The sequence below is a fragment of the Vibrio sp. QJM3NY_21 genome, assembly GCF_057785975.1.
Map to the genome: position 1 here is coordinate 1241696 of NZ_CM173514.1, position 25516 is coordinate 1267211.

The following is a 25516-nucleotide window of genomic DNA, read 5'->3' on the forward strand; positions in this document are numbered from 1 at the left end:
TAAGTAGCCGAGCACATAACTGTACTCGGCTATCAATCATTCACTCAAAAATCTAAAAGCAGTTAGCAGTTATGCCAACAAAAGTGCTTGCAGGTCAGCCAGAGACTTAACCTGATAATGAGGGTTAATTCCTGCTGGCGTCGCTTTCTCTTGGCTGTTCAACCAACAGGTCTCAATACCAAAATCCAAGCCACCTAAAATATCAGAGTGTGGGTTATCCCCGACCATCAATATTCTTTGTTTCGATGGCAATCCAATCAGCTTATGTGCATGTTCAAAAATTTCCGCGTCTGGTTTAGCAACACCGACTTCCTCAGAAATGATCACATGGTCAAAGTAGTCCGTCATTCCGGTACGCTCTAAACGGATAGACTGAAGCTCTGTAAAACCGTTAGTAATGATGCCCATATTCACTTTGCCTTTTAAAGACTCCATCAACTCTTGTGCACCCGGTAACAAAGAACAGATATCCGCCATTGCCGTTAAAAATGCACTGTTTAAAGCAGCGGTTGTTGTTTCAAGTTTTTCAGCCCAGCTTTCGAAGCGCGTATGTTTCAGTTGATCTGCAGTAATGCGGCCATCTTGGTAATCGACCCAAAGTGGTAAGTTAACCTTTTGATAAGCTGAATAATCTTGCTCGCTGAAATCCACACCAAAGCGAGAAAACATCAGCTTCATTCCTTGATAAGCATCAAAATGGAACAAGGTTTCATCTGCATCAAAGAATATCCAATCGTACTTCATTTTATTTCCTATTATTCGCGCTGTTGAGCAGTGCATGCACTGTTTTTGTCGTTGTTTTTATCGTTGCCTCAAAGGGCGGAGCATCACTTTACCCTCAATTTTGTGAGCCTGTATATAAATCTAATAATTTATAGAAAACAAGCCACAAGTCATGATGTATCGCAAATTTTGCCACATATTAAACCAATACCATACAAGAAATACACTTAGGTACCGGGAGGTACTATGAAGCACTTTTTACCGTCGTCTGTCATGCTCACCCCTTTTCTTGTCAAATACTATGACGAGGAGCCAGAAGACACGCTTGATTCTGAAGAGTCACAAGAACCTCAAATTGAATGCGGTGACAACTCAGATAAAAAGTCGACACAAGCCTAACTAGAGCAGCTTTCAATGAAAAACCTTACTTTTCATTGTTATAGAGCGCCATTCTGCTATTGGTTGAGTCAATTTATCACTATCCATTACTGACAAAGAACACAGCCAAAAACCATGAAAACGATTGCTATATGAGCCCTATCACAACGACTAGCCACAAAGTGGTAGTTCGGAATCAAAGTTGTTCCAGATCAATGGTCAACCACTTGAATGCCGACAACATGTAGGAAATTAAAAATCATAATTAACGGAGTTTTCCAATGTCTACTGCATTTTACATCCCTACAATCAACTTCATGGGTACTGGCTGTCTGAAGGATGCTGCTGATAGCATTCAGTCTCAAGGATTCAAAAAAGGTCTGATCGTTACGGATAAGATCCTGAATCAAATTGGCGTAGTTAAGCAGGTACAAGATCTTCTTAGCCAGCGTGGCGTAGACGCAGTTATATTCGACGGTACTCAACCAAACCCAACCATCACTAACGTGAACGATGGCCTTGAATTGCTGACTGACAACAATTGTGATTTTGTTGTTTCTCTAGGTGGCGGTTCTCCACATGACTGTGCAAAAGGTATCGCTCTGGTTGCTTCTAACGGCGGCAAGATTGCTGATTACGAAGGCGTAGACCAGTCTGAAAAGCCAATGATGCCACTGATTGCTATTAACACCACGGCTGGCACGGCATCTGAAATGACACGTTTCTGCATCATTACTGACGAAGCTCGTCACATTAAGATGGCTATCGTTGATAAGCACACAACACCGCTTATCTCAGTAAACGATCCTGAGTTGATGCTTGCTAAACCTGCATCACTAACGGCTGCAACAGGCATGGACGCGTTGACGCACGCAATCGAAGCTTACGTTTCTATCGCAGCAACGCCAATTACAGACGCTGTAGCAATTAAAGCAATCGAGCTTGTGCAAGCACACCTAAGAACCGCGGTAGCGCACGGCGAAGACATTGAAGCTCGTGAACAAATGGCTTACGCACAATTCATGGCGGGTATGGCTTTCAACAATGCTTCACTGGGCTATGTTCACGCAATGGCGCACCAACTGGGCGGTTTCTACGACCTTCCACACGGTGTATGTAACGCTATCTTGCTTCCACACGTTCAACGCTACAACGCACAAGTTTGTCCTGAGCGTCTACGTGATGTGGCAAAAGCAATGGGTGTAAATGTTGAAGGCATGACTGCAGAACAAGGCGCAGAAGCAGCAATCAACGCGATTGTTCAACTTGCAAACGACGTGAACATCCCAACAGGTATCGCTCAACTTGGTGCGAAGCTAGAAGATATCCCAACGCTGTCTGACAACGCACTAAAAGATGCTTGTGGTTTCACTAACCCTAAACAAGCAACACACGAAGAGATCTCAGCAATCTTCGAAGCGGCAATGTAATCTAGATACAAGTCACTTCTTATAGCTAACACAAACGGGCTCACCTTCTGAGCCCGCTTTCTTATTTCTGTACGATGCCTTTCAAATCTTTTCCTTTTCCACTAGCCACTAATCACTAATCACTAATCACTAATCACTAATCACGAAAAAGTCGCATTGTTGCAATCGCTTAGTTATAGTTAAACTATTGATATATAGAATGACAAACAGGTTCCATTGAGTCGTAAGATAGCTAGCACCTCATTATTAGCATCACTTCTTGCATACTCCGCTCAAGCAGTGGAGCAAAATGAGTGCCACAGTCAGCCGTTAGAAGACGTCCCTGTCGAAAAAGCTTACCATTTCCTAAACAGTAAATTTTGCCAACCTGCTCTGTGGTTTGACAGCTTTTTTGTTGATGACCGCATTACCGAAGATGCCAGAGCTGGCACGTCCGTCCGTTGGTATAACGATTTTATTTACTCGGAAGGTGGCGATGTCGACTACTCAACAAAACTCAAGGCGCGTCTGCATCTTCCCTTTGTGAGTAAACGCCTAAAGTTGATCTACGAGTCTGTCAGCGATGAAGAGTTCTTGGATTTTTTTCCGAATGATTCAGATGAATTGGAAAGTGCGTTAGGCCTGCGCTACGACGCCTATGCCAAGGGATATAGCAGCTTCAATATTAAGGCAACATTACGACCACGCATTGAAGCTCGCTATCGTTTTACCTACCCTCTCACAACCGATGTGGTATTCAGACTTACCCAGCGGGTATATCAAGAAAAACAAGAAACTGGCGAGATCACTGACGTCGATTTTGATCTTTCTTTAAGTGATGATTTCTTGGCTCGATGGTCAAGCTTTGCGGGGTATAACGACGATCTCAAAGGTTGGAACTATGGTACGGGATTAACCTTGTATCACTACCTTGCCCAAGACCAAGCACTTCAATATAGCGCTACAATTAATGCAACGGATGAGCCTCATAATCATTACGAATACGCTCAGGTTTCGGTTACTTACCGACAAAACGTATGGAAAGAGTGGCTGTTCTACGAACTCATTCCTCGTTATCAATGGGAACGAGAACCCCATGAGAAACATACCGAAGAAGCCAACATCACCCTTCGGCTTGAAGTCCTGTTCAATAATGTGTAGCTCTATAATGTTTAGTTCAACAACGTATAGTTCAACAGTCTCTAGCTCAACAACGCCTAGTTAGTGTTTGATATATAAGCATCGAGAGATAAGAACAGAGGCACAAAAAAAGCACATCATACGATGTGCTTTTTCAGTTCGATCAAGGCTTAAACTGTAATCTTAACCTTTGTAATTTCTTACTCGCGCCGCTTCTGCTTCACGTTTATCGACAACTGTCTTACCGATTGGCGCTAGCGAGATAACCGCGAGCTTAAGATGTTGAATCGCGAACGGAATACCAATGATGGTAATGAAACACGCCACAGCTGACATGATGTGACCGATTGCTAGCCAGATACCCGCAAATAAGAACCAAATCACGTTACCAATCACGCCTAGCGGGCTCGTACCTATGTCCATTTCATTGGTCAGCTCATCACGAGATATGGCTTCCTGACCAAATGGGAAGAATGAAAAGTTACCCATAACAAAACACGCTCTACCCCATGGAATACCAACGATGGTAAGGAATGCGAGCAGTCCGAAGAACCACCAAGCTAGTCCCATAAATACGCCACCGAACAGAAACCAAATGATGTTTCCTATTGTTTTCATTCTGTATTCTCCAAATCTTGTAATACTGTTTATTTCATATGCCGAGTAAGGCAATACTTGTTCTAATAGGTTCATTATTGTTGAACCTTTATGAACCGTTTATGAATCACTTACATTTTATGTGATTGATACACGCCACGAAACGCCAAATCCACATAGGGCTCATCGATTTTATTTGATACCATGCTCTTAGATTTTTAGTACCACAAAGCTAAACAGCTACAACAACTAATTGAAGGCCGAATTTATGAACAACACTGAGCAACCTAAAAAGAAAATGAAAAACTGGGTGCCAATCGTCTTCTTCGGACTTCTCAGCACAGTCCCAGTGTTCATGTTCTTAGTCGACGTGTACATCAACCAGTATATGTAACAGAGCCGGACATCCTAGCTGTATAAATGGATATAAGAACCCTTTCCTGTATCCATTTCAGTTCCAATTAGATCAGTTTTTCTTCAGTCAGCTCTTCTGTAATCAACTCAGCTCTTCGTTAATCAAATCAGCTCTTCGCTAATAAAATCTAGAATGTCGATCAGCTCATGATCTGGCAAATTTAGTAGGTTATCCCCTACATACCATTCAATCTTACATTGGTTTGGCAACTCACTGATCGCTGGGTTTCCTATCCAAATCTTGTGTTTCTTCGCTATGTTATCTCTCACAATAATGCCGTCTTCATAGCTCACAGGCAAATATAGATGAAGCATGTTGACCTGCGGTTGCTGCGGATTAACAGTGAACAGAGGATAGTCCAATAAGATTTGGTAGATCTGTTTTGTTCGCTCAAACAGCGATGGCATCAACTCTAATCGCTCATCAAACTGCATTGCAGCTGAAACCACATAAGGCGTTCGGTGATAAACGTTACCGCCCTGACGCTTCATCCACGCAGATGCTCTCGCCACAAAGGCTTTATCACCCAGTAACAGTGAACCACCGAGGCCGTTCAGCCCCTTATAAAGCGAAACATAGGCACTATCAAAACCCTTAGCAATTTCGCTGTATGGTTTTTGGTAATACGCGCCGCATTCCCACAAACGCGCACCATCCATATGAAGGTGAATTGATTGTTCTTTGCAATACTGCTTGATCGCTTCAAGCTCATCCCATTCTGGTAACTGGCCGCCTATTTCACGCATGGGTAATTCATATAGAGCGGCTGCAATCTCATCAGGCCACGCCTTTAAGTCATCAACATTCCAAGTGCGAAATACGTTGCCGAGTGGAAGTACATTGAAGCGGTTTTGGAGCTGATACCCTTGGCGTTCATGACGCATAATATGACTCGATTCATGCATCGCCACTATTGGGTTTCTCTTCTCTTGGCACGCAATTTCTAATGCTGTTGGTTGATTCATGGTGCCGGTAATCACAAATACAGCCGCTTCATAACCTAGCAGTTCCGCGACTTTGTTTTCGAAGCTCTCGATAAAATCGCCATCACCATAGGTGTCGTGCTCCACATCATGTGTTTCGCACCATTCAGCCATTTGTGCGAAGGTTTGGGCTGGTGTTGGATCGAAGTGGCCAGAAAGCAGCAAATTACATTGTTGACGCAAGTCCGTGCTCATACCTTTTCCTTTATTCATTGTCGTTCTATGTAGGGTGATTGAATTATTTACGTTAGCCTTCAACGGTGACATAAAGTGCACCTATTCGCTTTTATTATTAGCGAATAATTAGTTTTACTTAGTCATCGGCGGCTTGTGCCGGAAATACTCAAATTGACGGATGTTTTATATAATTAAGTACCTAAAAACACACGCATCTAAATAGATAAGTATGGGCTCATTCGTTGTTGTTCAACCATTCTTCTATTATTGTATATCTATAATTCCAATAAATATTATTCGTTAATGGACAAAGAGGGCTATATGTCGAAAAATCGAGTCTTGGTGCTATTCGCCCACCCTTCTCAGCATCGCTCTGAAGCTAACAAACCCTTATTTGAGCAAGCCAAGCGTATTGAAGGCGTCACCTGTGTCGACCTCTATGCTGAATACCCAACCTTCAAGATCAATATCGATCGTGAGCAGAAACGCCTGTTGGACCATGACATCATCATTTTTCAGTTCCCACTATATTGGTACTCAACACCCGCAATTCTTAAAGAGTGGCAAGACCTCGTCCTAGAATACGGATTTGCTTACGGTACCGACGGTAATGAACTGCAAGGTAAGAGCTTGTTATGCAGTATCACCGCTGGAGGCAAAAAAGAGGCTTATCAGACTGACGGTTATAACCACTTCACCATCCGTGAACTGCTTCACCCAATCGAACAAACGGCGTCTTTGTGCGGCATGAACTACTTGGCTCCATTGGCTTTATTTGGTTCACGTACTGCGTTAGAAGAGGGCCGAATTCAAGATCACGTAAATAGCTACAAATCGCTTTTAGAGGCTTTTGTTGCGGGCGAAGTCGACCTCAAAAAGGCAAGCAAGGCTGAAAAGCTAAACCATTACGTCGATGAATTGATGAGTAGAGGTTAGATCATGACAGGATATTTTCTACAAGCATTTATCTATTTGCTCGCGGCAGTCATCGCCGTCCCTATCGCCAAGAGGCTTGGCCTCGGTTCTGTGCTTGGCTACCTGATTGCCGGTGTAGTGATTGGGCCTATCATTGGATTGGTTGGTGAAGAGACGACAACCATTCAACACTTTGCCGAATTCGGTGTGGTGATGATGTTGTTCTTAGTCGGGCTGGAACTTGAGCCTAAGATGCTTTGGGCAATGAGAAACCGTCTTATGGGGCTCGGCGGCTTACAAGTTGGTGGTACTACCGCGATTGTAATGGGGATTGCTCTGTTCTTCGGGCAACCTTGGACGATCGCGCTGACTATCGGTTTGATCTTCGCACTGTCATCTACCGCGATTGTTCTACAAACATTCAATGAAAAAGGGTTGTCCAAAACCGAAGGGGGCAAGAACGCTTTCTCTGTTCTACTTTTCCAAGATATTGCCGTCATCCCTATGTTGGCGTTCATTCCTCTATTAGCGTTGCCAGAATTAATTGAAGCAGCACAAAGCGCAGTCGCTTCCGCTTCTGATCACCATGAAGAGTTAAGTCTCGTTGCTGGCCTACCCGGTTGGGCTTATGGCCTTGTGATCACGGCATCTATTGCGATTGTTGTTGTCGGCGGACACTTCTTGAGTCGTCCACTGTTCCGCTTTGTTGCAAGCTCAGGCCTGCGTGAAATCTTCACTGCAACCGCACTAATGTTGGTGATTGGTATTGCTGCACTAATGAGCCTAGTCGGCCTATCACCGGCTTTGGGTACCTTCCTTGCGGGTGTGGTATTGGCGAACAGTGAATTCCGCCACGAACTTGAGTCTAATATCGACCCGTTTAAAGGGCTTCTACTTGGCTTGTTCTTTATTACCGTAGGTGCAGGCATCAACTTTGATGTTCTATTCAACGACTTTGGTTTGATCATTGGCCTAACCCTTGGCGTTATGCTACTCAAAGCTTTGGTGCTATTCACACTGGCTCTGATCTTTAAAATCAGAAATAGCGACCGATGGTTGTTTGCGTTGAGCTTGGCGCAAGCCGGTGAATTCGGTTTTGTCCTACTGAGCTTCTCATCCCAAAACCATGTACTGCCAGCCGATATTGTTCAAACACTGTCGCTGGTTGTTGCACTTTCAATGTTCCTAACGCCAGGGTTATTCATTCTATTTGATAAAGTGATACTTCCTCGTTACGAGCAAAAGTCTAACGATCGCGAAGAAGATACCATCGAAGAGAAAGGTACGGTGATCATTGCTGGTATTGGCCGATTCGGTCAGATTGTTAACCGCTTATTGGTATCTAATGACGTCAATACTGTGGTTTTGGATCATCAAGCTAATCAAGTCGACTTACTACGTTCAATCAACATCAAATCTTACTTTGGTGATGCGACTCGTCATGACTTATTACATACCGCTGGTATCGAAGAAGCTGCAATGTTGGTTGTGGCTATCGACAACCAAGACTCAAGCGTTGAATTGGTCAAATACGTTAAACACAACTACCCTAAAGTGAAAATCTTAGCGCGTGCATTCGACCGTGGTCATAGCTACCGTTTAAGAGAAGCAGGTGCAGACTTTGTGGAATCAGAGACCTACCATTCAGCTCTTGAAATGGGCGCAGAAGCCTTGCGTTCTTTGGGTCATCACCCATTCTTTGTTGAACAACAAAAATCGACGTATCAACGTGTTGAAAGCCGTAAGTCTGAAAAGCTCTACCAAGCTTGGTCTGAGGCAGAAGAGAACCCGCGCTACGACAACAACTACCGACAAATCTTCATTCACCTTGAAGAAGCAATGAAAGAAGATATGAAAAAAGACCGTTCAGACAAGCACTCTCGATCTGAGCGAGGTTGGACACCGCCACCGAAAGGCTATGCAGATGGCTTTGAGGAAGAAGAGTCCTAAGCACAACTCTAAATAACGGCGCTAGATAACCATACTAGGCAACCATCAAAAGCGGCTATTTAGGCCGCTTTTTCTTTCATTGCCCCCCTACAAAACGTCAAATGAGCATGAGTAGCGGGTGCTAAAACTCGTAATCCAAAAGATTTATGTGATCTAGCTAAAATTTTTAATTTCTGACCACATGGCAAAAGTGAATTCACTTTTTACATTATTGAAACATTCCAACCTCGCATAAACCACACCATAAACATGGCTATATATGCACTCATTTAGGTCATTCAATCATCGCCCCAATTCATAGCGACCACCCTCCAAGGCTTGAGTTACATTGCATATATCTAAATACGCTGCACAAGCCCCAACCAAACCATTCACCACGTAAATAAGTAGCGTGCTACATTCACAAATTCAACCCGTTAAAATTAACATAAACATTTCAAAATATGTCTATCGTTACAATTTGTAACGAATAGCGGTTATCGGTATAGTCCTGCAATTCAAAAAGTGAGACCTTTGCGCTCACCTTAAAGGAGATATAATAATGATTACTAATGATGCTGTAATAATGGGCATGTTAGCTGTTATTCTTGGCGGTGTTTTTATCACGGAAAGTAGCCAAAATAGCGCACTGAAAAAATTCTACTCGTTCGTTCCGGGTCTATTGCTCTGTTACTTTGTTCCTTCTCTACTGAACAGTTTAGGCATCATCGACGCATCAAACTCTAAGTTATACTTCGTTGCAAGTCGCTACCTCTTACCGAGCGCACTCGTTCTACTGATCATCTCAGCAGACCTACGTAAAATCTTTGGGCTAGGTTCAAAAGCCGTCATCATGTTCCTGACAGGTACTGTCGGTATTATCATTGGTGGCCCATTGGCTATCTTGATCATCGACCAAATTAACCCTGACCTTGTATCTGGTGATGTATGGCGTGGCCTAACAACGGTTGCAGGTTCTTGGATTGGTGGTGGTGCAAACCAAGCCGCAATGAAAGAAGTGTTTGAAGTAGACGACCAATTGTTCTCTGCGATGATTACTGTAGACGTAATCTGTGCCAACATTTGGATGGCAATATTACTTATCATGGCTGGCCGTCAGAAGAAGATTGATGCGTGGTTAAAAGCCGATACTTCATCTATCGAAGACCTAAAAGAAACCGTTTCTAAGTACCAAGAAGAAAATGCTCGCCCGACGACGACGACTGATCTAATGAAGATCACGGGCATTGCATTCGGTCTTACGGGCTTAGCACACTTTTTCAGTGACATGATCGCACCATGGATCTCAACTAACGCTCCTGAGCTAGCGCAATACAGCCTGACTTCTGGGTTCTTTTGGTTAATCGTAATGGTGACTACGTTTGCGCTGATCGCTTCATGCTTCAAATCAACACGTAGCCTTGAGCACAGTGGTGCATCTAAAGTAGGCTCAGCATTCATCTACATCTTAGTTGCAACCATTGGTATGCAAATGGATATCACGGCTATTTTGGATAACCCTGGTTACTTCTTCATCGGTATCACTTGGTTAACTATTCACGCGATTATCATGATTGTGATGGCAAAGCTAATCCGTGCACCACTGTTCTTCATGGCAGTAGGTAGCCAAGCGAACGTAGGCGGTGCTGCATCGGCTCCTATCGTAGCTGCTGCATTCCATCCAGCATTAGCTCCAGTAGGTATTCTAATGGCTGTACTTGGTTATGCACTGGGTACATACGGCGCTTACATCTGTGGCCTAATCATGCAGGCTGCTGCACTAGGTTAATAAGCCTCTAAAACAAAGATGGCTAAAGCAACAACAAGAAAGGCTGAACGATGATCGTTCAGCCTTTTTCGTTTCTAAAACTGTATTTCAAATAACGGCTTAATCGAACAAAGACGCCAGCTTATTTTCCACAACTGGGCTGATATTAAAGCTCAACATAAAATCTGGACGCGTTTCTTCGTCTTTCTCAAGGTAATAATTCGCTTCAATTCCAAACTTCCAAGGACGCCCATTCAAAACCGTTGTTTTACTTACACTTATATTTAACGGAATTTCCGCCTGATCCTTATTCCAGTCATACGAGAATGTCGGCGCAGAACCTATCGTCCAACCTCCTCCTAATATCTCCACCCAAAAGACTTGTGTCGATGTCTTGTTGATTCGAGTATCAGAATGGTCGGCTCCGTCTCCAGAAATACCATACAAGTGGTTTGGGAAAACACCTACAACTCGCTCGCTGCTTGCCTTACCGAACATAAACTCAGGGCCAACAGCAAATTGATCTGCCGTGAGCTCGCTGCTGCCCGTTGGTAAAGAAGCAAAGAGACCGAAAGCGACAATAGTACCGCCCTCCATTTTAGGCGCATAAGCTAAATCAAATGAGATATCTGTAACACCGGACTGATCCATATGCTGCGAGCTTGCTGGTGTATCCATATGGAAATCGTTCTGTACATAAGAGATAGCCGGGCGGAAAATTACTTTATCACCATTGTCCATTGGAAACGGCAATGTCGGCTGTAAGACGGTCGCGAAAGCATCTCCTCCACCATCGTAACCACCTGAATACTGGAGCTTTAAATTAAGGCTAGCATAAGCTGTGTTTGGGTTTGCAAGTTCCTTTGCTGCCTTTTCTGCTGCTTGATCGCTTTCAGATTTCGAAATGTCGACATCAGCGCTAGCAAAATTCGGCGTTAATAATATTCCAGTTATTATCAGTGCAAGTGGTTTACAAGCCATTGGAGCCCTCTTTAAAAATTAAACGCAGTGTATTGCGCGTATTTTAAAGACTAATGAGAGACAAAATGGCCATTAAGTGACAGAAGGGAATTAGCGAAGCCTAGATAAAGAAACAGACAAAGTCTGGATACAAAAATGCCCCAAATCGCTTTGAGGCATTTTTAATTAATCAGGAAGCTCGGGAGTATTTACTCCTTTTGCTTATTCCCAATCTAGAATTACTTTACCAGACATACCAGAGCGCATCATGTCGAAGCCTTTCTGGAAGTCGTCCACTTTGTAGTGGTGAGTAATGATTGGTGTTAGATCTAGGCCAGACTGGATTAGTGAAGCCATCTTGTACCAAGTTTCGAACATCTCACGACCGTAGATACCTTTGATAACCAAGCCTTTAAAGATGACTTGGTTCCAGTCTACTGCCATGTCTGATGGTGGAATACCTAGTAGAGAGATCTTACCGCCGTGGTTCATGTTAGTCAGCATGCTGTTGAACGCAGATGGGTTACCAGACATTTCTAGGCCTACATCGAAGCCCTCAGTCATGCCAAGATCAGCCATTACGTCTTCAAGCTTCTCTTCCATTACGTTTACTGCGCGAGTTACACCCATTTGACGGGCAAGATCTAGGCGGTATTCGTTTACGTCAGTGATTACAACGTGACGAGCACCAACGTGCTTAGCAACAGCAGCAGCCATGATACCGATTGGACCAGCACCAGTAATTAGCACGTCTTCGCCTACTAGGTCGAAAGAAAGCGCTGTGTGTACTGCGTTACCAAACGGGTCAAAGATTGATGCTAGATCGTCAGAGATCTCTGCAGGGATCTTAAATGCGTTGAACGCAGGAATCACAAGGAACTCAGAGAACGCACCAGTGCGGTTTACACCAACACCTGTTGTGTTACGACAAAGGTGAGTACGGCCGCCACGACAGTTACGACAGTGACCACATGTGATGTGACCTTCGCCAGATACACGGTCGCCGATTTCAAAACCACGAACTTCTTGGCCGATGCCAACAACTTCACCCACGTATTCGTGACCTACTACCATAGGTACTGGGATTGTGTTTTGTGACCACTCATCCCAGTTGTAGATGTGTACGTCTGTACCACAAATTGCGGTTTTCTTAATACGGATAAGAAGATCATTATGACCCATTTCAGGTTTTTCAACCTCGGTCATCCAGATGCCTTCTTCAGGCTTAAGCTTAGAAAGTGCTTTAATTTTCATAATGTTATCCAGTTCATCTCGCCTAACAGTAAGGCGAGAATCAAAAATCTATATGTTCTATTGGGTGTTGTTCTATCTAATCAAAGGATGCAAAGGCACCCCTTTAAAATTAGATGATAGCCATGTCTTTACCAACTTGGATGAACGCGTCAATTGCGTGGTCTAGTTGCTCACGTGAGTGTGCTGCAGACATTTGCGTACGGATACGAGCTTGGCCTTTTGGTACTACTGGGAAAGAGAAACCTACCACGTAGATGCCTTTCTCTAGTGCACGCTCTGCGAATTCAGCCGCTACTTTTGCATCACCCAGCATGATTGGAATAATTGCGTGGTCAGCACCGCCCATAGTGAAGCCCGCTTCTTCCATGCGAATACGGAAGTGAGCAGAGTTTTCCCATAGTTGAGTACGTAGGTCGCCAGATTCCGCAAGAAGATCTAGAACGCGGATAGACGCAGATACGATTGCAGGTGCAACAGAGTTAGAGAATAGGTATGGACGAGAACGCTGACGTAACCAGTCGATCACTTCTTTCTTACCAGCAGTGTAACCGCCTGAAGCGCCACCCATTGCTTTACCAAGCGTACCTGTGATGATGTCGATACGGTCAACAACGTTGTGGAACTCGTGAGTACCCGCGCCGTTTTCGCCCATGAAGCCAACTGCGTGAGAGTCATCAACCATCACTAGTGCGCCGTACTTGTCAGCAAGGTCACAGATAGCAGGAAGGTTAGCGACTACGCCGTCCATTGAGAACACACCGTCAGTTACGATAAGCGTGTGACGAGCACCCGCTTCTTTAGCTGCGATAAGTTGTTGCTCTAGCTCTTCCATGTTGTTGTTCGAGTAACGGAAGCGCATTGCTTTACATAGACGAACACCATCAATGATAGATGCGTGGTTTAGAGCATCAGAGATGATTGCGTCTTCTTTACCTAGAATCGTTTCGAATAGGCCAGCGTTTGCATCAAAACAAGATGTGTAAAGGATAGTGTCTTCTTTACCAAGGAACGTAGATAGCTTTTGCTCTAGTTCTTTGTGAGAGTCTTGAGTACCACAGATGAAACGTACTGAAGCCATACCAAAGCCGTGCTGATCCATACCATCTTTAGCTGCTTCGATAAGAGCTGGGTGGTTAGCAAGACCTAAGTAGTTGTTTGCACAGAAGTTTAGTACTTCTTCACCAGTCGAGATAGAAACCGCTGCTTTTTGTGCAGAAGTAATAATGCGCTCTGACTTGTAAAGACCTTCTTCTTTAACTTCTTCGATTTGAGTTTGAATCTGTTGGTAAAATGCAGAAGACATTGTCTATTCCTTCCTAATTATTATTCAGCAGCATCGCGCGCCGCATTATGTAGGGGATGTAAACGATTTCAATTCGATCATTTACACTGTAAAACTTATACCCCTATTCTAGTTGAACATCTCCTTCTCGATTATCCCTTTAGTTGGAAAAACATTAATGAATCACAGGCACTAATAATAGTTCATCCCAGTGACGCAGGGCACATAAACGCTTCTTACCTGTTCTTTTTAACGTCAAATTACCTTCCGTCTCTGTCTAATTTCACATTCATATCAAATATCAATTTTTCATCTCAGAACGATATAGTGATGATTCTCCGATTCTCTCAGAATGTGCGACCGTTACGCCGCGATGCAAATGAGACAAGATGAGAAACAAGCAAATGACCCTATCTGACAACACCATACAAGAAGCTTTCAAGAATGACTGGCACACCTGCTTTTATCAGCCAAAGGTTCAGCCTAGTGTCGAGAAAGTGACTGGGGTTGAAGCGCTATTTCGCCTAGACATTCCAGAGGAAGGGATTTTCTCTCCGGGCGTATTTATCGATCGTGCGTTTGCATTGGGTTATGAAGAAGAGATCTTTTTTAGTGTGCTTGAGCAATCATTAACAGAGGTAAAATCGCTTTCTGTTCACCTGAACTTAGCCGTGAACATCAGTAAGAAAGTACTGGCGAACCCTGATAACGTGCAGAAAGTTCGTGAGTTACTTTGGAATGCGTCTTTCAAGGCAGAACAGCTTACCTTTGAGCTAAGTGAAAATGATCAGTTGGATGAGCAGCTTTGTGAGCAAATTAAGCGCTTTAAGTCTCTGGGTGTCAGAATCTCTATCGACGATTTTGGCATTGGCTATTCAGACATAAATAAGGTGATGGGCCTTAATGTCGATGAAGTGAAGTTCGATAAATCGATTGTGAACAGTATTGAGCCAGCAAGCTCCGACTTGGTTAAGCGCACTCTGGCGTACTGCAAAGAGTCTGGAATCGAAACCGTTGCGGAAGGCGTTGAAGACACAGATACACGTCAACTAATCCACCAGCTAGGTTTTGACAGCTATCAAGGCTTTCTATACTCAAAGCCACTGCCTTTAACTGATCTTAGATTTGTCATGTAGATAGTTGGAACTCAAGTAACGTTAGCTTAAAACAAACTCGACGCTTTTTTTCTTCTGCTTAAGGTCGTGATATCGAATGTACTTGAAGTAGATATCGTGTTTGTTTTGGATGTTTTGAGAGAACGGATTATTCACTAATTTCTTTATATCAGCCTTGAAAAACGGCATGCCGAGCTTGCTCATGTATGGCTCTAAGTAAAGATCATAGAGGAACTGGGACATTGCAGGATCAAGAGTCGGAAAGCGAAATTCAATGCCTGCCAAATTATCTGCCATGTAATCGAAGATCTTGCGTCGAATCACGATGCTAACCGCGCCAACACTGCAAAGCATCTTACTGAGGCCATCGTAAACCACATGACCAATAATGACTCCCTCGAACAAGAAGCAAAGCACCTGCATATCGTCTTTTCTCACGCCAAGATACTGAGCTACCTCGATAAAGTCTTTGCCATAAGTTTTGAGGTGCATCCCTTGAATCGACTTAAGCCTTTTCGCAGGAAGCGAACCCATGTTGTATGACTCTACGCTTGTGACCTCATAGTCGTAGCCAATATCGGCATTAGACGGACGTTCCATATTCTTTGTCGCGGCTTTGACTTGCACCATTTCTTCTACCGAAAAATCATAGTCGACCTGAAAGAAACTCGCGATACCAAGGCGACGAACAAAACTAGGCAGCGTCTTTGCCCTTTCCCACTGACTGACCATTACTTGATTAACACCAAAAAATGCTCGATGAGAATTGGAAAGCAATTCTGAAAATTCTTCCTGTGAAATGGACGCTGATTCACGAAGTCGTTTTAGCTCAATTGGGAAATTGTCTTTATTCATCTGTCACTTACCTAGCTTTTTAACTAGTGTAGTTTACTTATCTCTACTATGACATGATGCATTGGGCATAACCTCGTTTAACCAAAACTCCCCCAGAACTTGGTTGGTATTTGTAGGCAGGTCGCTACAGATAAATGTTAAATCTCGTAGGCCCAGCACTCTTGTTGTATGTCGAGCAGCTCCGACTTACCGCTCTCTAGCTGATAGAGATGGAATTGGCTTAAAGGGGGCGAATACACATGTAACGTAATGAGCGGTTCATCTCCAGCCTGTAGATTCGATATCTGATGGATATCATTATCTTTACTGACGGTCACACTGCCCTCTTGGAAATGAGTCGACTGAGAAGCAAAAATGTGACCATTAGCCGCCGTTTCAAACAAGGTTTCCGTTGCTTGCCCATGTAGAACCTTTACGCCACAAGACGTATTCAAATGATCGTGTATTTTACTTCTTTGTCCATTTAGCCAACTCAAAATTAAAACTTCACAGTGGTCATTTTTGAAAAGCCTTTGTCGACAGTATGTTTCTTTATCAAAACTCGCCAACGACTTGATCTCTTCTTTACTCAGCTCGATGTTATCCAATATGAACCGAATGGAAGCCAGAGACATGGGTTTATTCGCCAGCTGTATTTGGTCCATAAACTCTTGGAAATTAAGCTCATAATCGTTATTAATTAACGCGGCTAACGCGGGAGATTGCGTTGGGGTGATATCAGTACGTTGCAAAATACTTACCTCTGATTATGTTTTTGCTCTTCCGAACTCGAAGTTGAAGTTGAAGTTGAAGTTGAAGTTGAAAGCTCTCTTCGAACGATGAAATATGGCTGATTCGATTCAGCACAAGTTGGGAGGATACTAACACCGTTTAAATTAAATTTAACAAGCAATCACAAGTATTTACATTCATATAACAAAAGCATCTAACAACCAATTTGAATCAACGGAATCGCCATATTGACTTGAGATGTGAATAACTGAGTAATATGAAATAGGAACAACAAAAGAACGGCTTCCATCACGACTACTATTGCGCGTATCAATTGATGAAATTGATTCACAAATTAGAAGATATCACTCACAATCAAGGTTATGGCCACCGTTGAAATCAGTCTAACTGGATACTTATGATTAACCCAAAACTCATCGCCCTACTTCCCGATCTCGCCTCGTTTATCTTAGTTGTGAATGAAGGTAGCTTTACCGCTGCAGCAAAGCAGCTAGGCGTGACACCTTCAGCGTTGAGTAAATTGATCACACGTTTAGAAAAAGCGCTCTCAGTAAAGCTGTTTGAACGTACCACTCGTACATTAATCATCACGCAAGCAGGCCAGTTGGTATACGACCAGAGCGTGGTGATGATCAACGCGGCTCAACAAGCCGTTGAACTGTCTACCTCTGACCATACTGAGCCTGCAGGCTCGATAACGGTAGCGGCGCCTGAAGCCTTCTTGAACTCGGTATTGCAGCCTTTCGTTGTGCCATTTTTAAATCAGTATCCAGAAATCCAACTTAAATTGAGAGCGGCCGATGGTGACATCGATATTTTACGTCAAGGCATCGACATTGCTTTCCGCCTCACTGATAAGCCCGATGAGAGTTTGGTTTTAAAAGAGCTAGGCAAGACGAACCTTGTACTTTGTGCGAGCCCCGACTATCTAGATGCCAAAGGAATTCCTCACCACCCTACCGAGCTTTCTGAGCACGACTGCTTATACCTTGCAGAAACAGATAAAGACCACATTTGGGACTTTCTTAAAGGTGATGAGTTTTATACAGTCCCCGTCAGCGGACGTTACGCTGTGAACCACTCTCAGATGCGATTGAAAGGTGTTAAAGAAGGGCTTGGCGTAGGTATTTTCCATGACTTCGTGATTCAAGATGCATTGGCTGAAGGTTCTGTAGTGCAAGTACTGGAAGATTGGACTATCAAGAGTAACTACCATGGCGCTATCGCGATGCAGTTTGCTCAAACCAAGTACATGCCTGCCCGATTGCGTGTGTTCATTGATTATGCGATGGAACACTTGGGTGACAAGCTGGCAGGAGAAATAAACTAATGCTGAAAGGAATACACCACGCCGCCATTATTTGCTCAGACTATGAAGTCTCTAAACGCTTTTATACAGAAGTTTTAAAGCTTGAAGTGATTGCGGAGAATTATCGTGGAGCGCGTCAATCGTACAAACTTGACTTGGCACTGCCTAATGGCGCTCAAATAGAATTATTCAGCTTCCCTGACGCACCTGAAAGACCAAGCTTTCCGGAAGCTCAAGGGCTGAGACATTTGGCTTTTTGTGTTGATGACGTTCAACATGCCAAAAGCTATTTGGAAGGGCAAGGCATTGAAGTCGAACCGATTCGAGTTGATGAGTTTACGGGGAAATCATTTACGTTTTTCGCAGACCCAGACGGCCTGCCGCTTGAGCTGTATCAGATCTAAAGCTTTATCAGATCTAAAGCTTTATCAAATCTAGCGCTGTATCTAGTCTAAAGTCTTCCTCACAAAAGAATCGCCCATCTGATGAATAAAACGGACTTTCTCAAGTCGAGAAAGTCCGTTTACGTGTCAATTAACTCAACGCGGTCTTGAATCTCTCAACGCGTGAAAACAGTAACCAATCCAATAGCATTGCAGTCACAATCGTTGCACCCGCGAGTGGAAACAGTACCGAAATAACAACCACAGTCACTAAACCCGCTTTCCATAAGCCTGCATCACCAAATTTCGGTGGAGTTCCCAACTTTCTTTGGCCTGAAGGTCTGCGCATCCACCACATTACTCCACCAGTCACTGACACCAAAATGAATGCCAAACAGAACAACGCATTTAGAAGCTTGTTGATGATGCTGATGTCACCTTGGTGCAGAGAAATACCGACGGCTAAGGTTTTGGCGAATAAATTGTAATCTTGCCACGTCACCTCTCTTAGGATGCGCCCTGAATATTGGTCGAGGTGAGTCGTGCGATCTTGGGTTGGATCGATAATGTCACCGCCCATGGTATTCGCAGCCACGGTGTAAACGCCCGTTTCTGAGCGCGGGAAATTGACTTTATATTGCGTAAAACCAAGAGATTGAGCTTTTTCTATCACATCATCAATCGAGAAATTACTCGCAGATAATACATGCTGAGAATGATCTTCACCCATCTTAGAATGATCATGATCTTCAGACGCTTCTTCTACTTGGTGGACATGTTCTGCTGGCTTATCTTGAGACAAAGGCAGTGGCGTTTGCTCTAGGTTCCAAGGCATTTCCTCCTCAGCCCCGTGATTTAAAAAAGCATGCGTTTCGTTAGACAGAGGAATGTCGTCCCACATTTGAGCAGGAAAAGTACTCCATGCTTGCACTAGCTTACCGCCCCAAAAACCTGTCCATGATAATCCCGATAGAATAAATAACAGAAGAATGAATGATAGTGTTCCACCGATGTTCGCATGCAGATCACGCATTAAAACACGCGTTCCTGAACCAAATCGAAGCTTAAGAAAACCAGCGCGGCTAGCGTTATCTCGAGGAAGCCATAAGTAAATGCCACTGATGAGTAACAGAATAGACAAGCTTATTGCGACTTCAATTAGGTAATCACCCCAATCACCAATCAACAAAGTGCCGTGAATGTCATTCGCCAGTTGGTACAGGCTATCGCTGCGCGGGATTTCTCCTACCACTTCACCAGTGTATTGATTCACCGTGGCGAAAACGGAAGTGCCATCTTCAAGCGATACAGAAAATCGGTTCGCAAGATCAGGGACTTTACTCGGTACAAACTGTGTCACCGTACCTTGTGGGTATTGATGCTGTACGGCAGCTAATTGTTGCGACACCTTGATCGGTTCGCCCGATGCAACAATTTCAATCGCGTCTTGATGGAAAGCGAGTTCAATTTCATCATCAAACAACATCACCAAACCAGTAATACTCAACATCAACATGAATGGGATAACGAATAGCCCGGCATAGAAGTGCCAGCGCCAAGTGAGGAAGTAGAGAGTTTTATTGCGGTCTTTGTTTTTTATATTGGTTCTCGAACCGGTTGTTGCACTGCTTGTAGACTGCGAAGTCGCTTGTGCTTTCGCAGAGCTTTGAGATTCATTTCTCAACATTATTATTTCCTTTGACACACGCAAACATACCTTCTGAAGAATCAGAAAGTAATCTGAGCATGTTTAACTTTACTTAATACTTTGTTTTTTAATTATTTTAGAAGGTTAGGTTTAAGCAATATCAAAGGGAGGGCCGCGCGGGGCTTGCCTCGTGTAGCGTTCGCTTAGAGCCAAAAAAGCGTAGCTGTCTGAGACAATAGAACTCAGTCGAGTTGTCAGTAGTGTAGTTGGAAGTTCGTCTTGGTGAAACGTGGAAAAATGGCTAAATGGACACGGCTTTCCTTTGTGAGTATTGGGCTCGCCTTCCTCAATTTGAACCAGTTCAAAGCCGTTGACCGTACATAACGACGCCCATACTCCCGCACTATTACCATGAGCATTGATAACAGGCATTAATGTCACTAGCACCCAGCTTAATGCTGTAGCAAGTAACATGGAGAAGTTGAACGAAGTTCGGCGCATTATTCCTAATCTTTATAAATTTTCCTTATTATGAGGCACTTGTTATATAGGTAAACGTAAAGATTAACATCAGGTTAAAAAATTGAAGCTAACGCACACTCTTTTTAGTTAAAAACTGGTTACAACCAAAGAGCCAAAAGAATGTTACGCACCTATTAGCAGTAACATGTCTAGAAAATAGCAGTAAACTGTTTAGAAAAAAGACAATAAAAAACGCCGCCTTACACCTTCCTCTAGAGAGGGTAATGTAAGACAGCGTTTTAGAAATCGAATCTTGAGGCTTTGCTCTTTGTTACGTATCAAGCAAACTCAATTGATTAGCAAATTAACCGAAGATCTTGCTCCAAATGCTTGGATTACGCTTCTCGTGATACTCTTCACGAAGGCCATCGATAGTACGAAGCTCTTGCTGTGCAGATTCAAATTCACCTTGGTCTAGCTTCTTCTCAATGCTATCAATCGATGCACTGATCTTTTTGAAACCTTCCATGAAGTGTTCTTCTTTCACAATTGGGTAAACACCCGTTTTGAGCTCAGCAACTAGCGTGTCGATACGTACGATAGGCTTTTGCATCTCTTCAATGTTTTGAGCTTCTGCCGCTTGTTTGAACGCAAGCTTCATTTCTTGCATGTTTTTCTTAAGGTCAACATTAGCAAAAGCGTTGCCAGACAATAGCGAAGCAGCGATTAAGCCAGATAAAAGGATTGAGCGAGTTTTCATTGTTTCTCCAGGTGAAGCGATGTCTTTGAAGATAGCGCCATCGTTATTGTGGCACTTCGACTTTATTATTTTCGGCTAGTGTATACAAAAATCCGTCGGGCACAAAAATTGATTGTGTCGAAATGCAAACTAGCTAGCTAACCAATGACTAAAAAGTAAAAAGTAACGGACATTCCATCACTCAAATACCGAAAATTCAGCAATAGATTGGCGACCACGCAATGCTAAAAATGCCAAAAATTGCTGTGGCGAATGAGTGACCACTTTACTCGAATCCACACCTACTTTGTCTAACAATACAGCGACTAAGTCCAAGCCACCGACATCTACGCAGAAATGCGCATCGCTACCTGTCGTAACAAACGCACCTTTCGCTTTCGCTATTCTTGCAATCTCATAACAGCGGTCAACACTGCCAACTCGGCTATTGCCTTTAAGCGTGGTGTTGTTAATTTCGATCGCAACGTTATGTTCCGCCGCACATTGAATCACAGCTTCAAAATCGAAATCAAAATTAGGGTTTCCTAAGTGACCAAGCGCATCAATTCGGCCGCCTTTAATCACATTCAACAATGCTTCTGTATGGGTAGCGACATCCGACGGGCGAAATACTGGCTCATGAAAACTCGCGATCACCCAATCCAAGTTCTTATCCACACTCGGATGAATGTCGATTTCACCCTGTGTGTTCATGATGTTTGACTCGACACCTCGAATAATTGCGACATCTTCAATAAAACGAGGGAGCACACGCTGATTGCTGAAAAACCAATAGTGTGGCGCGCCCGGCATGGATTCTGAATGATCAGTAGTACAAAACATGGCTAAACCGTTTTGCTTCGCCGATTTGGCGTTTTCGATCAGCGTGCTGTAAGCATGGCCACTTGCGTATGTGTGGGTGTGGGTATCTACTTTGAGTTCCATGAATCAATGCTCTCTTCGCTTGGTCAAAAAACGTTTTTCAGAAAGTAACTCTGAGTCTCTTTCTGGAAAGGAGTGCCTGCACCTTTTTCTGAAAAGGAGTGCTTCTGAAAAGGAATGCTTAATGGCAACAATTCGACCAGTTTATCAGCTGAAAGTGACAATTAGCACCTAAACATAAGGGTTTCTTGCGAGTTCATTTACACAGCACGATAATACGTGGCTAACCAGAAGACACTAAAGCTTTTCTTATCTGAGTAAAATCGAACATACTCGGTAATTACGCCAATTTTTTGCAACCTACCCAAGTTCGTCAATACTTAAACCAGTCTACAAACTGGAGTGTTAGATGAGAAGAAGACGATATCCGCTGAGTATCCACATCACTAGCCTTTTCTTAATTTTGACCACTCTTGTCGGTACCGTACTGATTTCAATAAGTTATCGGCACTCTCAAGAACTGCTTTTAGGCACCGTGCGCGAAGTCAGTAATGAACATCGCGATAAGTTGGAATCGGTATTTAAACAAGCTATTGCCCCAGTCATCACAACCTTAAACGTGATGGCAGTGAGCCCGTTTGTTGCTCATCAAACCTCCTCCGTCGAAAAAGAATCTTGGCTTGCTTCGGTCGATATCATCTTCAAACAAAATACTAATTTAGTCGCTCTGTTCTATGGCTCTGAAGATGGTGATTTCAGAATCTTTCGCCCTCTGAGTTCCATTAAACAGAGAGCCGATAACAACGCTCCCGCCAAAGCGACCATGATGGTCAGCAGCACCAATCTAGATGGTGAAAACTTTATTACCTTTCTCGATGGCGCACACCAAGTGATCAGTACCCGACAAGCCGAGAGTAAGTTCAACCCCACGACTCGACCTTGGTTTCGTAACGCAAAGCCTGACGGCTCAATACAACTCTCTGAGCCCTACCTGTTCTATTTCCTGCAAACCAATGGCATCACTCTTTCTAGACGTTCTTTGGATGGCAAGCATGTCGTTGGTGCCGACTTCACGTTGAAATCTCTCTCTTCCCAGATCAGTGAATTGGCCTACTCTCCACAAACCCGACTCGCTCTGTTCGATCAACATTTCAATCTTCTCGGCCAACATCAACTTGATCTATCGATTCCCAAGCTTACCTCCCAGCCTAACGACACAAGTAAAACTGAGAAAACGAATAACCAAACGACGGGGAAACTCTCTGGCAGTGAGCAAGACCAAAGCTTCTTTAATGTGCCCAAACGTGAACAGATGGAAGCATTGAAAGCATCCGTCATAGCACCACTTATCTCCGACGAGGAGAAATTAAACCTCAACCTAAAAAACGTTGAGTACAACTTAAACACTTGGGCATTGACGCTAACGCCTGTTGAGCTCACTCAGAATGTCATTTTATATTTGGCAGAGGCTACGCCACACAATGAGTTGCTCTCTGATCTTATCTCGATGCGTGACAAGCAAGTCGCTGTCGCGATTGGGATGTTGTTCATCTGCTTCGCTATCGTATGGTTTGTTGCTAATAGACTGTCTCAGCCTCTCAATACCCTGATGCAACTCACCGACAACATCGCACGATTTGACTTCAGGCGAACTCATTATCCCAAAAGCATGATTCAAGAAGTGGCTAACCTCGCCCACTCAATTGAGCTGATGGAACACACACTTCATGATCTTATTACGCTACTTCGAGACACGGCAGGTAATCAGGAATTTTCGATCTTAGCCAAAAATATTGCTCATCAAAGCTATTTAATTACCAAAGCAGAAACCATCGTCCTCTTCACTCAATCAAAAGAGAAAGATGTGTTTGATACGGCCGCGAACCTCGCCATTCTTCCCTTTAAGGCCGACATCAATGACTTCATCAAGCACACACCTTGGTTGCTGTGCCAACTTAAATCTGGAGAAACCATCCACTTAAACCGAGAAGACAATGTTCTCAACTATTACCAAGATTCAATCTTCAATTCAGATCTGTACCTGTTTCCACTATTAAACCGTGAGAAGTTGTTGGTGGGTATCGTCGCAATTGGCTATGAAAGACCGATTACTAAGATGCAGTCAGACAAGCACGCCTTCTTACGAGAACTGCTCAGCTTTGCGGAGATAGCCAAAGATAACATTGACCAAATGCAGCAACAGAAAGACATGCTTAATGCCCTTATCGAGTTGATTGCATCAGCTATTGATACCAAATCACCTTACACGGGCGCGCACTGCCAACGAGTGCCTGAACTGACCAAATGGCTGACTCAAGCAACCATTGATGATGACCGTTATTACCCGCAATTCTCATTGGATAGTAAACAGTGGGAAGAGTTAATGCTCGCCGCTTGGCTTCATGACTGCGGTAAAGTCACCACACCTGAATATGTGGTGGACAAAGCAACAAAACTGGAAACGATTTATGACCGAATCCACGAAGTTCGCATGCGCTTCGAGCTGTTAAAGCAACAAGCGGAAACCGACTACTGGAAAGCCATAGCGAACGGAGCGCTTCAAGAGGATCAGCTTAAGGTCCTCGAACAAAGCTTGTCAGAATTGGATGAAGAATTTGCCTTCGTTGCTGAGTGCAACCTTGGTGGAGAGTCGATGACGGACGAACAACTAGAACGCTTAGACCGAATAGCCAAGCGCCAATGGAAACGCACGCTGGATGATCAACTGGGGCTATCATGGTCTGAAAAAGAGAGGTTTAATGAACAACAAGACACGACAGAGAAGAGTGAAGCTGAGCCAGCAAGAAAAGACCAAATACTACCGGTGATGGAACCGCTACTTGCCGATAAGCCTGAGCATAAAATACCGTGGGACAATGGCTTTAGCCCTGCTGATGTATGGCAAGAAGCGTTTGTGCTTAAGCCAGGAGAAGTCAAATACAACCAAGGTGAACTGCACAACTTGAAAGTTCGTCGTGGCACGTTAAACGATGAAGAACGTTTCATGATCAACGATCATATTATTCAAACCTTCACCATGCTTAACAAGCTGCCTTATCCGTCTTACCTCCAGAATATTCCGGATATCGCCAGCGGACACCACGAGCGTATCGACGGCAAGGGCTACCCTAGAGGCTTAAGCGAAGACCAATTACCTCTACCGTCCAGAGCGATGGCCATTGCTGATGTCTTTGAAGCGCTCACCTCTAGTGATCGCCCGTATAAGAAAGGCAAACTCCTAAGCGAATCACTCAATATCATGACCGACATGGCCACCAGCGGTCATATCGATCCCAAGCTGTATTTGCTGTTCTTAGAAAACAAAATCTACGACAAATACGCTGAGCGATTCCTAGAGACTAAACAGCGTTGCGAGATTGAACCAAACGAACACATCGACCGAGTAAAAGAGTACATACGCTCATTATTTTAAGTTTGAGCTAACCATTTAGTCTTTAGGC

23 protein-coding genes are annotated in these 25516 nt (G+C 43.8%); 11 read left to right on the forward strand and 12 right to left on the reverse strand.

Annotation, left to right across the window (positions count from 1 at the left end; genetic code table 11):
- Positions 1-69: 69 nt before the first annotated feature.
- Positions 70-744 (reverse strand): pyrimidine 5'-nucleotidase, encoded by a 675-nt coding sequence (yjjG, locus tag AC3CID_RS21040; RefSeq protein ID WP_102449787.1) that lies wholly within the window; start codon positions 742-744, stop codon positions 70-72.
- A gap of 225 nt (positions 745-969) precedes the next feature.
- Here yjjG and AC3CID_RS21045 point away from each other — a divergent pair, with 225 nt between their 5' ends.
- The 3 genes from AC3CID_RS21045 (at position 970) to AC3CID_RS21055 (ending at position 3671) form a co-directional block, all read left to right on the forward strand.
- Entirely contained in the window at positions 970-1122 is a 153-nt protein-coding gene (locus AC3CID_RS21045) for a hypothetical protein (RefSeq protein WP_162838725.1), read from the forward strand.
- A gap of 260 nt (positions 1123-1382) precedes the next feature.
- Positions 1383-2531: an L-threonine dehydrogenase gene (yiaY, locus tag AC3CID_RS21050; protein ID WP_004730228.1), complete on the forward strand. Its 1149-nt coding sequence runs from the start codon at positions 1383-1385 to the stop codon at positions 2529-2531.
- Positions 2532-2747: 216 nt separating this feature from the next.
- The gene (locus tag AC3CID_RS21055; RefSeq protein WP_488527385.1) at positions 2748-3671 is read left to right on the forward strand and encodes a hypothetical protein; all 924 of its coding nucleotides are present in this window, start codon (positions 2748-2750) and stop codon (positions 3669-3671) included.
- 162 nt (positions 3672-3833) lie between these two features.
- Here the strand turns inward: AC3CID_RS21055 and AC3CID_RS21060 are convergent, their stop codons facing one another.
- The gene (locus AC3CID_RS21060) at positions 3834-4268 is read right to left on the reverse strand and encodes a YccF domain-containing protein (protein ID WP_004730224.1); all 435 of its coding nucleotides are present in this window, start codon (positions 4266-4268) and stop codon (positions 3834-3836) included.
- A gap of 247 nt (positions 4269-4515) precedes the next feature.
- Between AC3CID_RS21060 and AC3CID_RS21065 the strand changes: the two genes are divergently transcribed.
- Complete coding sequence (locus AC3CID_RS21065; RefSeq protein WP_017060906.1) at positions 4516-4641, forward strand: hypothetical protein; 126 nt, start codon at positions 4516-4518, stop codon at positions 4639-4641.
- 122 nt (positions 4642-4763) lie between these two features.
- Here the strand turns inward: AC3CID_RS21065 and AC3CID_RS21070 are convergent, their stop codons facing one another.
- On the reverse strand, positions 4764-5840 hold the full coding sequence (locus AC3CID_RS21070; RefSeq protein ID WP_488527386.1) for a threonine aldolase family protein: 1077 nt from the start codon (positions 5838-5840) through the stop codon (positions 4764-4766).
- 303 nt (positions 5841-6143) lie between these two features.
- Here AC3CID_RS21070 and AC3CID_RS21075 point away from each other — a divergent pair, with 303 nt between their 5' ends.
- From AC3CID_RS21075 to AC3CID_RS21085, 3 genes are all read left to right on the forward strand, one after another.
- On the forward strand, positions 6144-6758 hold the full coding sequence (locus AC3CID_RS21075) for an NAD(P)H-dependent oxidoreductase (RefSeq protein WP_488527387.1): 615 nt from the start codon (positions 6144-6146) through the stop codon (positions 6756-6758).
- Positions 6759-6761: 3 nt separating this feature from the next.
- Complete coding sequence (locus AC3CID_RS21080) at positions 6762-8687, forward strand: monovalent cation:proton antiporter-2 (CPA2) family protein (RefSeq protein ID WP_488527388.1); 1926 nt, start codon at positions 6762-6764, stop codon at positions 8685-8687.
- 541 nt (positions 8688-9228) lie between these two features.
- Positions 9229-10455, forward strand: a complete 1227-nt coding sequence (locus tag AC3CID_RS21085; RefSeq protein WP_171307935.1) for a DUF819 family protein — start codon at positions 9229-9231, stop codon at positions 10453-10455.
- Positions 10456-10554: 99 nt separating this feature from the next.
- Here AC3CID_RS21085 and AC3CID_RS21090 read toward each other — a convergent pair whose 3' ends face one another.
- From AC3CID_RS21090 to AC3CID_RS21100, 3 genes are all read right to left on the reverse strand, one after another.
- Positions 10555-11415, reverse strand: a complete 861-nt coding sequence (locus AC3CID_RS21090) for a hypothetical protein (RefSeq protein WP_488527389.1) — start codon at positions 11413-11415, stop codon at positions 10555-10557.
- A gap of 201 nt (positions 11416-11616) precedes the next feature.
- Positions 11617-12648, reverse strand: coding sequence for an L-threonine 3-dehydrogenase (gene tdh / locus AC3CID_RS21095; protein WP_004730216.1), 1032 nt, complete (start codon positions 12646-12648; stop codon positions 11617-11619).
- A gap of 109 nt (positions 12649-12757) precedes the next feature.
- Entirely contained in the window at positions 12758-13951 is a 1194-nt protein-coding gene (locus tag AC3CID_RS21100) for a glycine C-acetyltransferase (protein ID WP_488527390.1), read from the reverse strand.
- Positions 13952-14319: 368 nt separating this feature from the next.
- Here AC3CID_RS21100 and AC3CID_RS21105 point away from each other — a divergent pair, with 368 nt between their 5' ends.
- Complete coding sequence (locus tag AC3CID_RS21105) at positions 14320-15066, forward strand: EAL domain-containing protein (RefSeq protein ID WP_237289176.1); 747 nt, start codon at positions 14320-14322, stop codon at positions 15064-15066.
- A gap of 21 nt (positions 15067-15087) precedes the next feature.
- On the opposite strand, the gene AC3CID_RS21110 is transcribed toward AC3CID_RS21105, so the two are convergent.
- Entirely contained in the window at positions 15088-15900 is an 813-nt protein-coding gene (locus AC3CID_RS21110) for a helix-turn-helix domain-containing protein (protein WP_054547057.1), read from the reverse strand.
- Positions 15901-16037: 137 nt separating this feature from the next.
- Positions 16038-16631, reverse strand: a complete 594-nt coding sequence (locus AC3CID_RS21115) for a cysteine dioxygenase (protein WP_017079740.1) — start codon at positions 16629-16631, stop codon at positions 16038-16040.
- Positions 16632-17029: 398 nt separating this feature from the next.
- Here AC3CID_RS21115 and AC3CID_RS21120 point away from each other — a divergent pair, with 398 nt between their 5' ends.
- Together AC3CID_RS21120 and gloA2 are read left to right on the forward strand one after the other, a co-directional pair.
- On the forward strand, positions 17030-17962 hold the full coding sequence (locus AC3CID_RS21120; protein WP_488527391.1) for a LysR family transcriptional regulator: 933 nt from the start codon (positions 17030-17032) through the stop codon (positions 17960-17962).
- Positions 17962-18345 (forward strand): SMU1112c/YaeR family gloxylase I-like metalloprotein, encoded by a 384-nt coding sequence (gene gloA2 / locus AC3CID_RS21125; protein ID WP_488527392.1) that lies wholly within the window; start codon positions 17962-17964, stop codon positions 18343-18345. Before AC3CID_RS21120 ends, gloA2 begins: the two co-directional genes overlap by 1 nt.
- Positions 18346-18475: 130 nt before the next feature.
- On the opposite strand, the gene AC3CID_RS21130 is transcribed toward gloA2, so the two are convergent.
- The 4 genes from AC3CID_RS21130 to AC3CID_RS21145 form a co-directional block, all read right to left on the reverse strand.
- The gene (locus AC3CID_RS21130; protein WP_488527393.1) at positions 18476-20011 is read right to left on the reverse strand and encodes a PepSY-associated TM helix domain-containing protein; all 1536 of its coding nucleotides are present in this window, start codon (positions 20009-20011) and stop codon (positions 18476-18478) included.
- 111 nt (positions 20012-20122) lie between these two features.
- Complete coding sequence (locus AC3CID_RS21135) at positions 20123-20473, reverse strand: hypothetical protein (protein ID WP_017082430.1); 351 nt, start codon at positions 20471-20473, stop codon at positions 20123-20125.
- Between the two features lie 325 nt (positions 20474-20798).
- Positions 20799-21194 carry a cytochrome b562 gene (locus tag AC3CID_RS21140; RefSeq protein ID WP_488527394.1) on the reverse strand — a complete coding sequence of 132 codons (396 nt, stop codon included), beginning with the start codon at positions 21192-21194 and terminating at the stop codon, positions 20799-20801.
- A gap of 177 nt (positions 21195-21371) precedes the next feature.
- Complete coding sequence (locus AC3CID_RS21145) at positions 21372-22118, reverse strand: phosphatase (RefSeq protein ID WP_102444928.1); 747 nt, start codon at positions 22116-22118, stop codon at positions 21372-21374.
- 346 nt (positions 22119-22464) lie between these two features.
- Here AC3CID_RS21145 and AC3CID_RS21150 point away from each other — a divergent pair, with 346 nt between their 5' ends.
- Positions 22465-25488 carry an HD domain-containing phosphohydrolase gene (locus AC3CID_RS21150; protein WP_488527395.1) on the forward strand — a complete coding sequence of 1008 codons (3024 nt, stop codon included), beginning with the start codon at positions 22465-22467 and terminating at the stop codon, positions 25486-25488.
- The last annotated feature ends 28 nt before the right edge of the window (positions 25489-25516 follow it).

Excerpts from the sequence above, each read along its gene's own strand:
- AC3CID_RS21120 (WP_488527391.1), top strand. The coding sequence starts at position 17,030 with ATGATTAACCCAAAACTCATCGCCCTACTTCCCGATCTCGCCTCGTTT.
- AC3CID_RS21105 (WP_237289176.1), top strand. The coding sequence starts at position 14,320 with ATGAGAAACAAGCAAATGACCCTATCTGACAACACCATACAAGAAGCT.
- AC3CID_RS21085 (WP_171307935.1), top strand. The coding sequence starts at position 9,229 with ATGATTACTAATGATGCTGTAATAATGGGCATGTTAGCTGTTATTCTT.
- AC3CID_RS21090 (WP_488527389.1), bottom strand. The coding sequence starts at position 11,415 with ATGGCTTGTAAACCACTTGCACTGATAATAACTGGAATATTATTAACG.
- AC3CID_RS21130 (WP_488527393.1), bottom strand. The coding sequence starts at position 20,011 with ATGTTGAGAAATGAATCTCAAAGCTCTGCGAAAGCACAAGCGACTTCG.
- yjjG (WP_102449787.1), bottom strand. The coding sequence starts at position 744 with ATGAAGTACGATTGGATATTCTTTGATGCAGATGAAACCTTGTTCCAT.
- AC3CID_RS21100 (WP_488527390.1), bottom strand. The coding sequence starts at position 13,951 with ATGTCTTCTGCATTTTACCAACAGATTCAAACTCAAATCGAAGAAGTT.
- AC3CID_RS21075 (WP_488527387.1), top strand. The coding sequence starts at position 6,144 with ATGTCGAAAAATCGAGTCTTGGTGCTATTCGCCCACCCTTCTCAGCAT.
- AC3CID_RS21110 (WP_054547057.1), bottom strand. The coding sequence starts at position 15,900 with ATGAATAAAGACAATTTCCCAATTGAGCTAAAACGACTTCGTGAATCA.
- AC3CID_RS21060 (WP_004730224.1), bottom strand. The coding sequence starts at position 4,268 with ATGAAAACAATAGGAAACATCATTTGGTTTCTGTTCGGTGGCGTATTT.
- AC3CID_RS21080 (WP_488527388.1), top strand. The coding sequence starts at position 6,762 with ATGACAGGATATTTTCTACAAGCATTTATCTATTTGCTCGCGGCAGTC.
- AC3CID_RS21045 (WP_162838725.1), top strand. The coding sequence starts at position 970 with ATGAAGCACTTTTTACCGTCGTCTGTCATGCTCACCCCTTTTCTTGTC.
- AC3CID_RS21135 (WP_017082430.1), bottom strand. The coding sequence starts at position 20,473 with ATGCGCCGAACTTCGTTCAACTTCTCCATGTTACTTGCTACAGCATTA.
- AC3CID_RS21150 (WP_488527395.1), top strand. The coding sequence starts at position 22,465 with ATGAGAAGAAGACGATATCCGCTGAGTATCCACATCACTAGCCTTTTC.
- tdh (WP_004730216.1), bottom strand. The coding sequence starts at position 12,648 with ATGAAAATTAAAGCACTTTCTAAGCTTAAGCCTGAAGAAGGCATCTGG.
- AC3CID_RS21140 (WP_488527394.1), bottom strand. The coding sequence starts at position 21,194 with ATGAAAACTCGCTCAATCCTTTTATCTGGCTTAATCGCTGCTTCGCTA.
- yiaY (WP_004730228.1), top strand. The coding sequence starts at position 1,383 with ATGTCTACTGCATTTTACATCCCTACAATCAACTTCATGGGTACTGGC.
- AC3CID_RS21065 (WP_017060906.1), top strand. The coding sequence starts at position 4,516 with ATGAACAACACTGAGCAACCTAAAAAGAAAATGAAAAACTGGGTGCCA.
- AC3CID_RS21145 (WP_102444928.1), bottom strand. The coding sequence starts at position 22,118 with ATGGAACTCAAAGTAGATACCCACACCCACACATACGCAAGTGGCCAT.
- gloA2 (WP_488527392.1), top strand. The coding sequence starts at position 17,962 with ATGCTGAAAGGAATACACCACGCCGCCATTATTTGCTCAGACTATGAA.
- AC3CID_RS21070 (WP_488527386.1), bottom strand. The coding sequence starts at position 5,840 with ATGAGCACGGACTTGCGTCAACAATGTAATTTGCTGCTTTCTGGCCAC.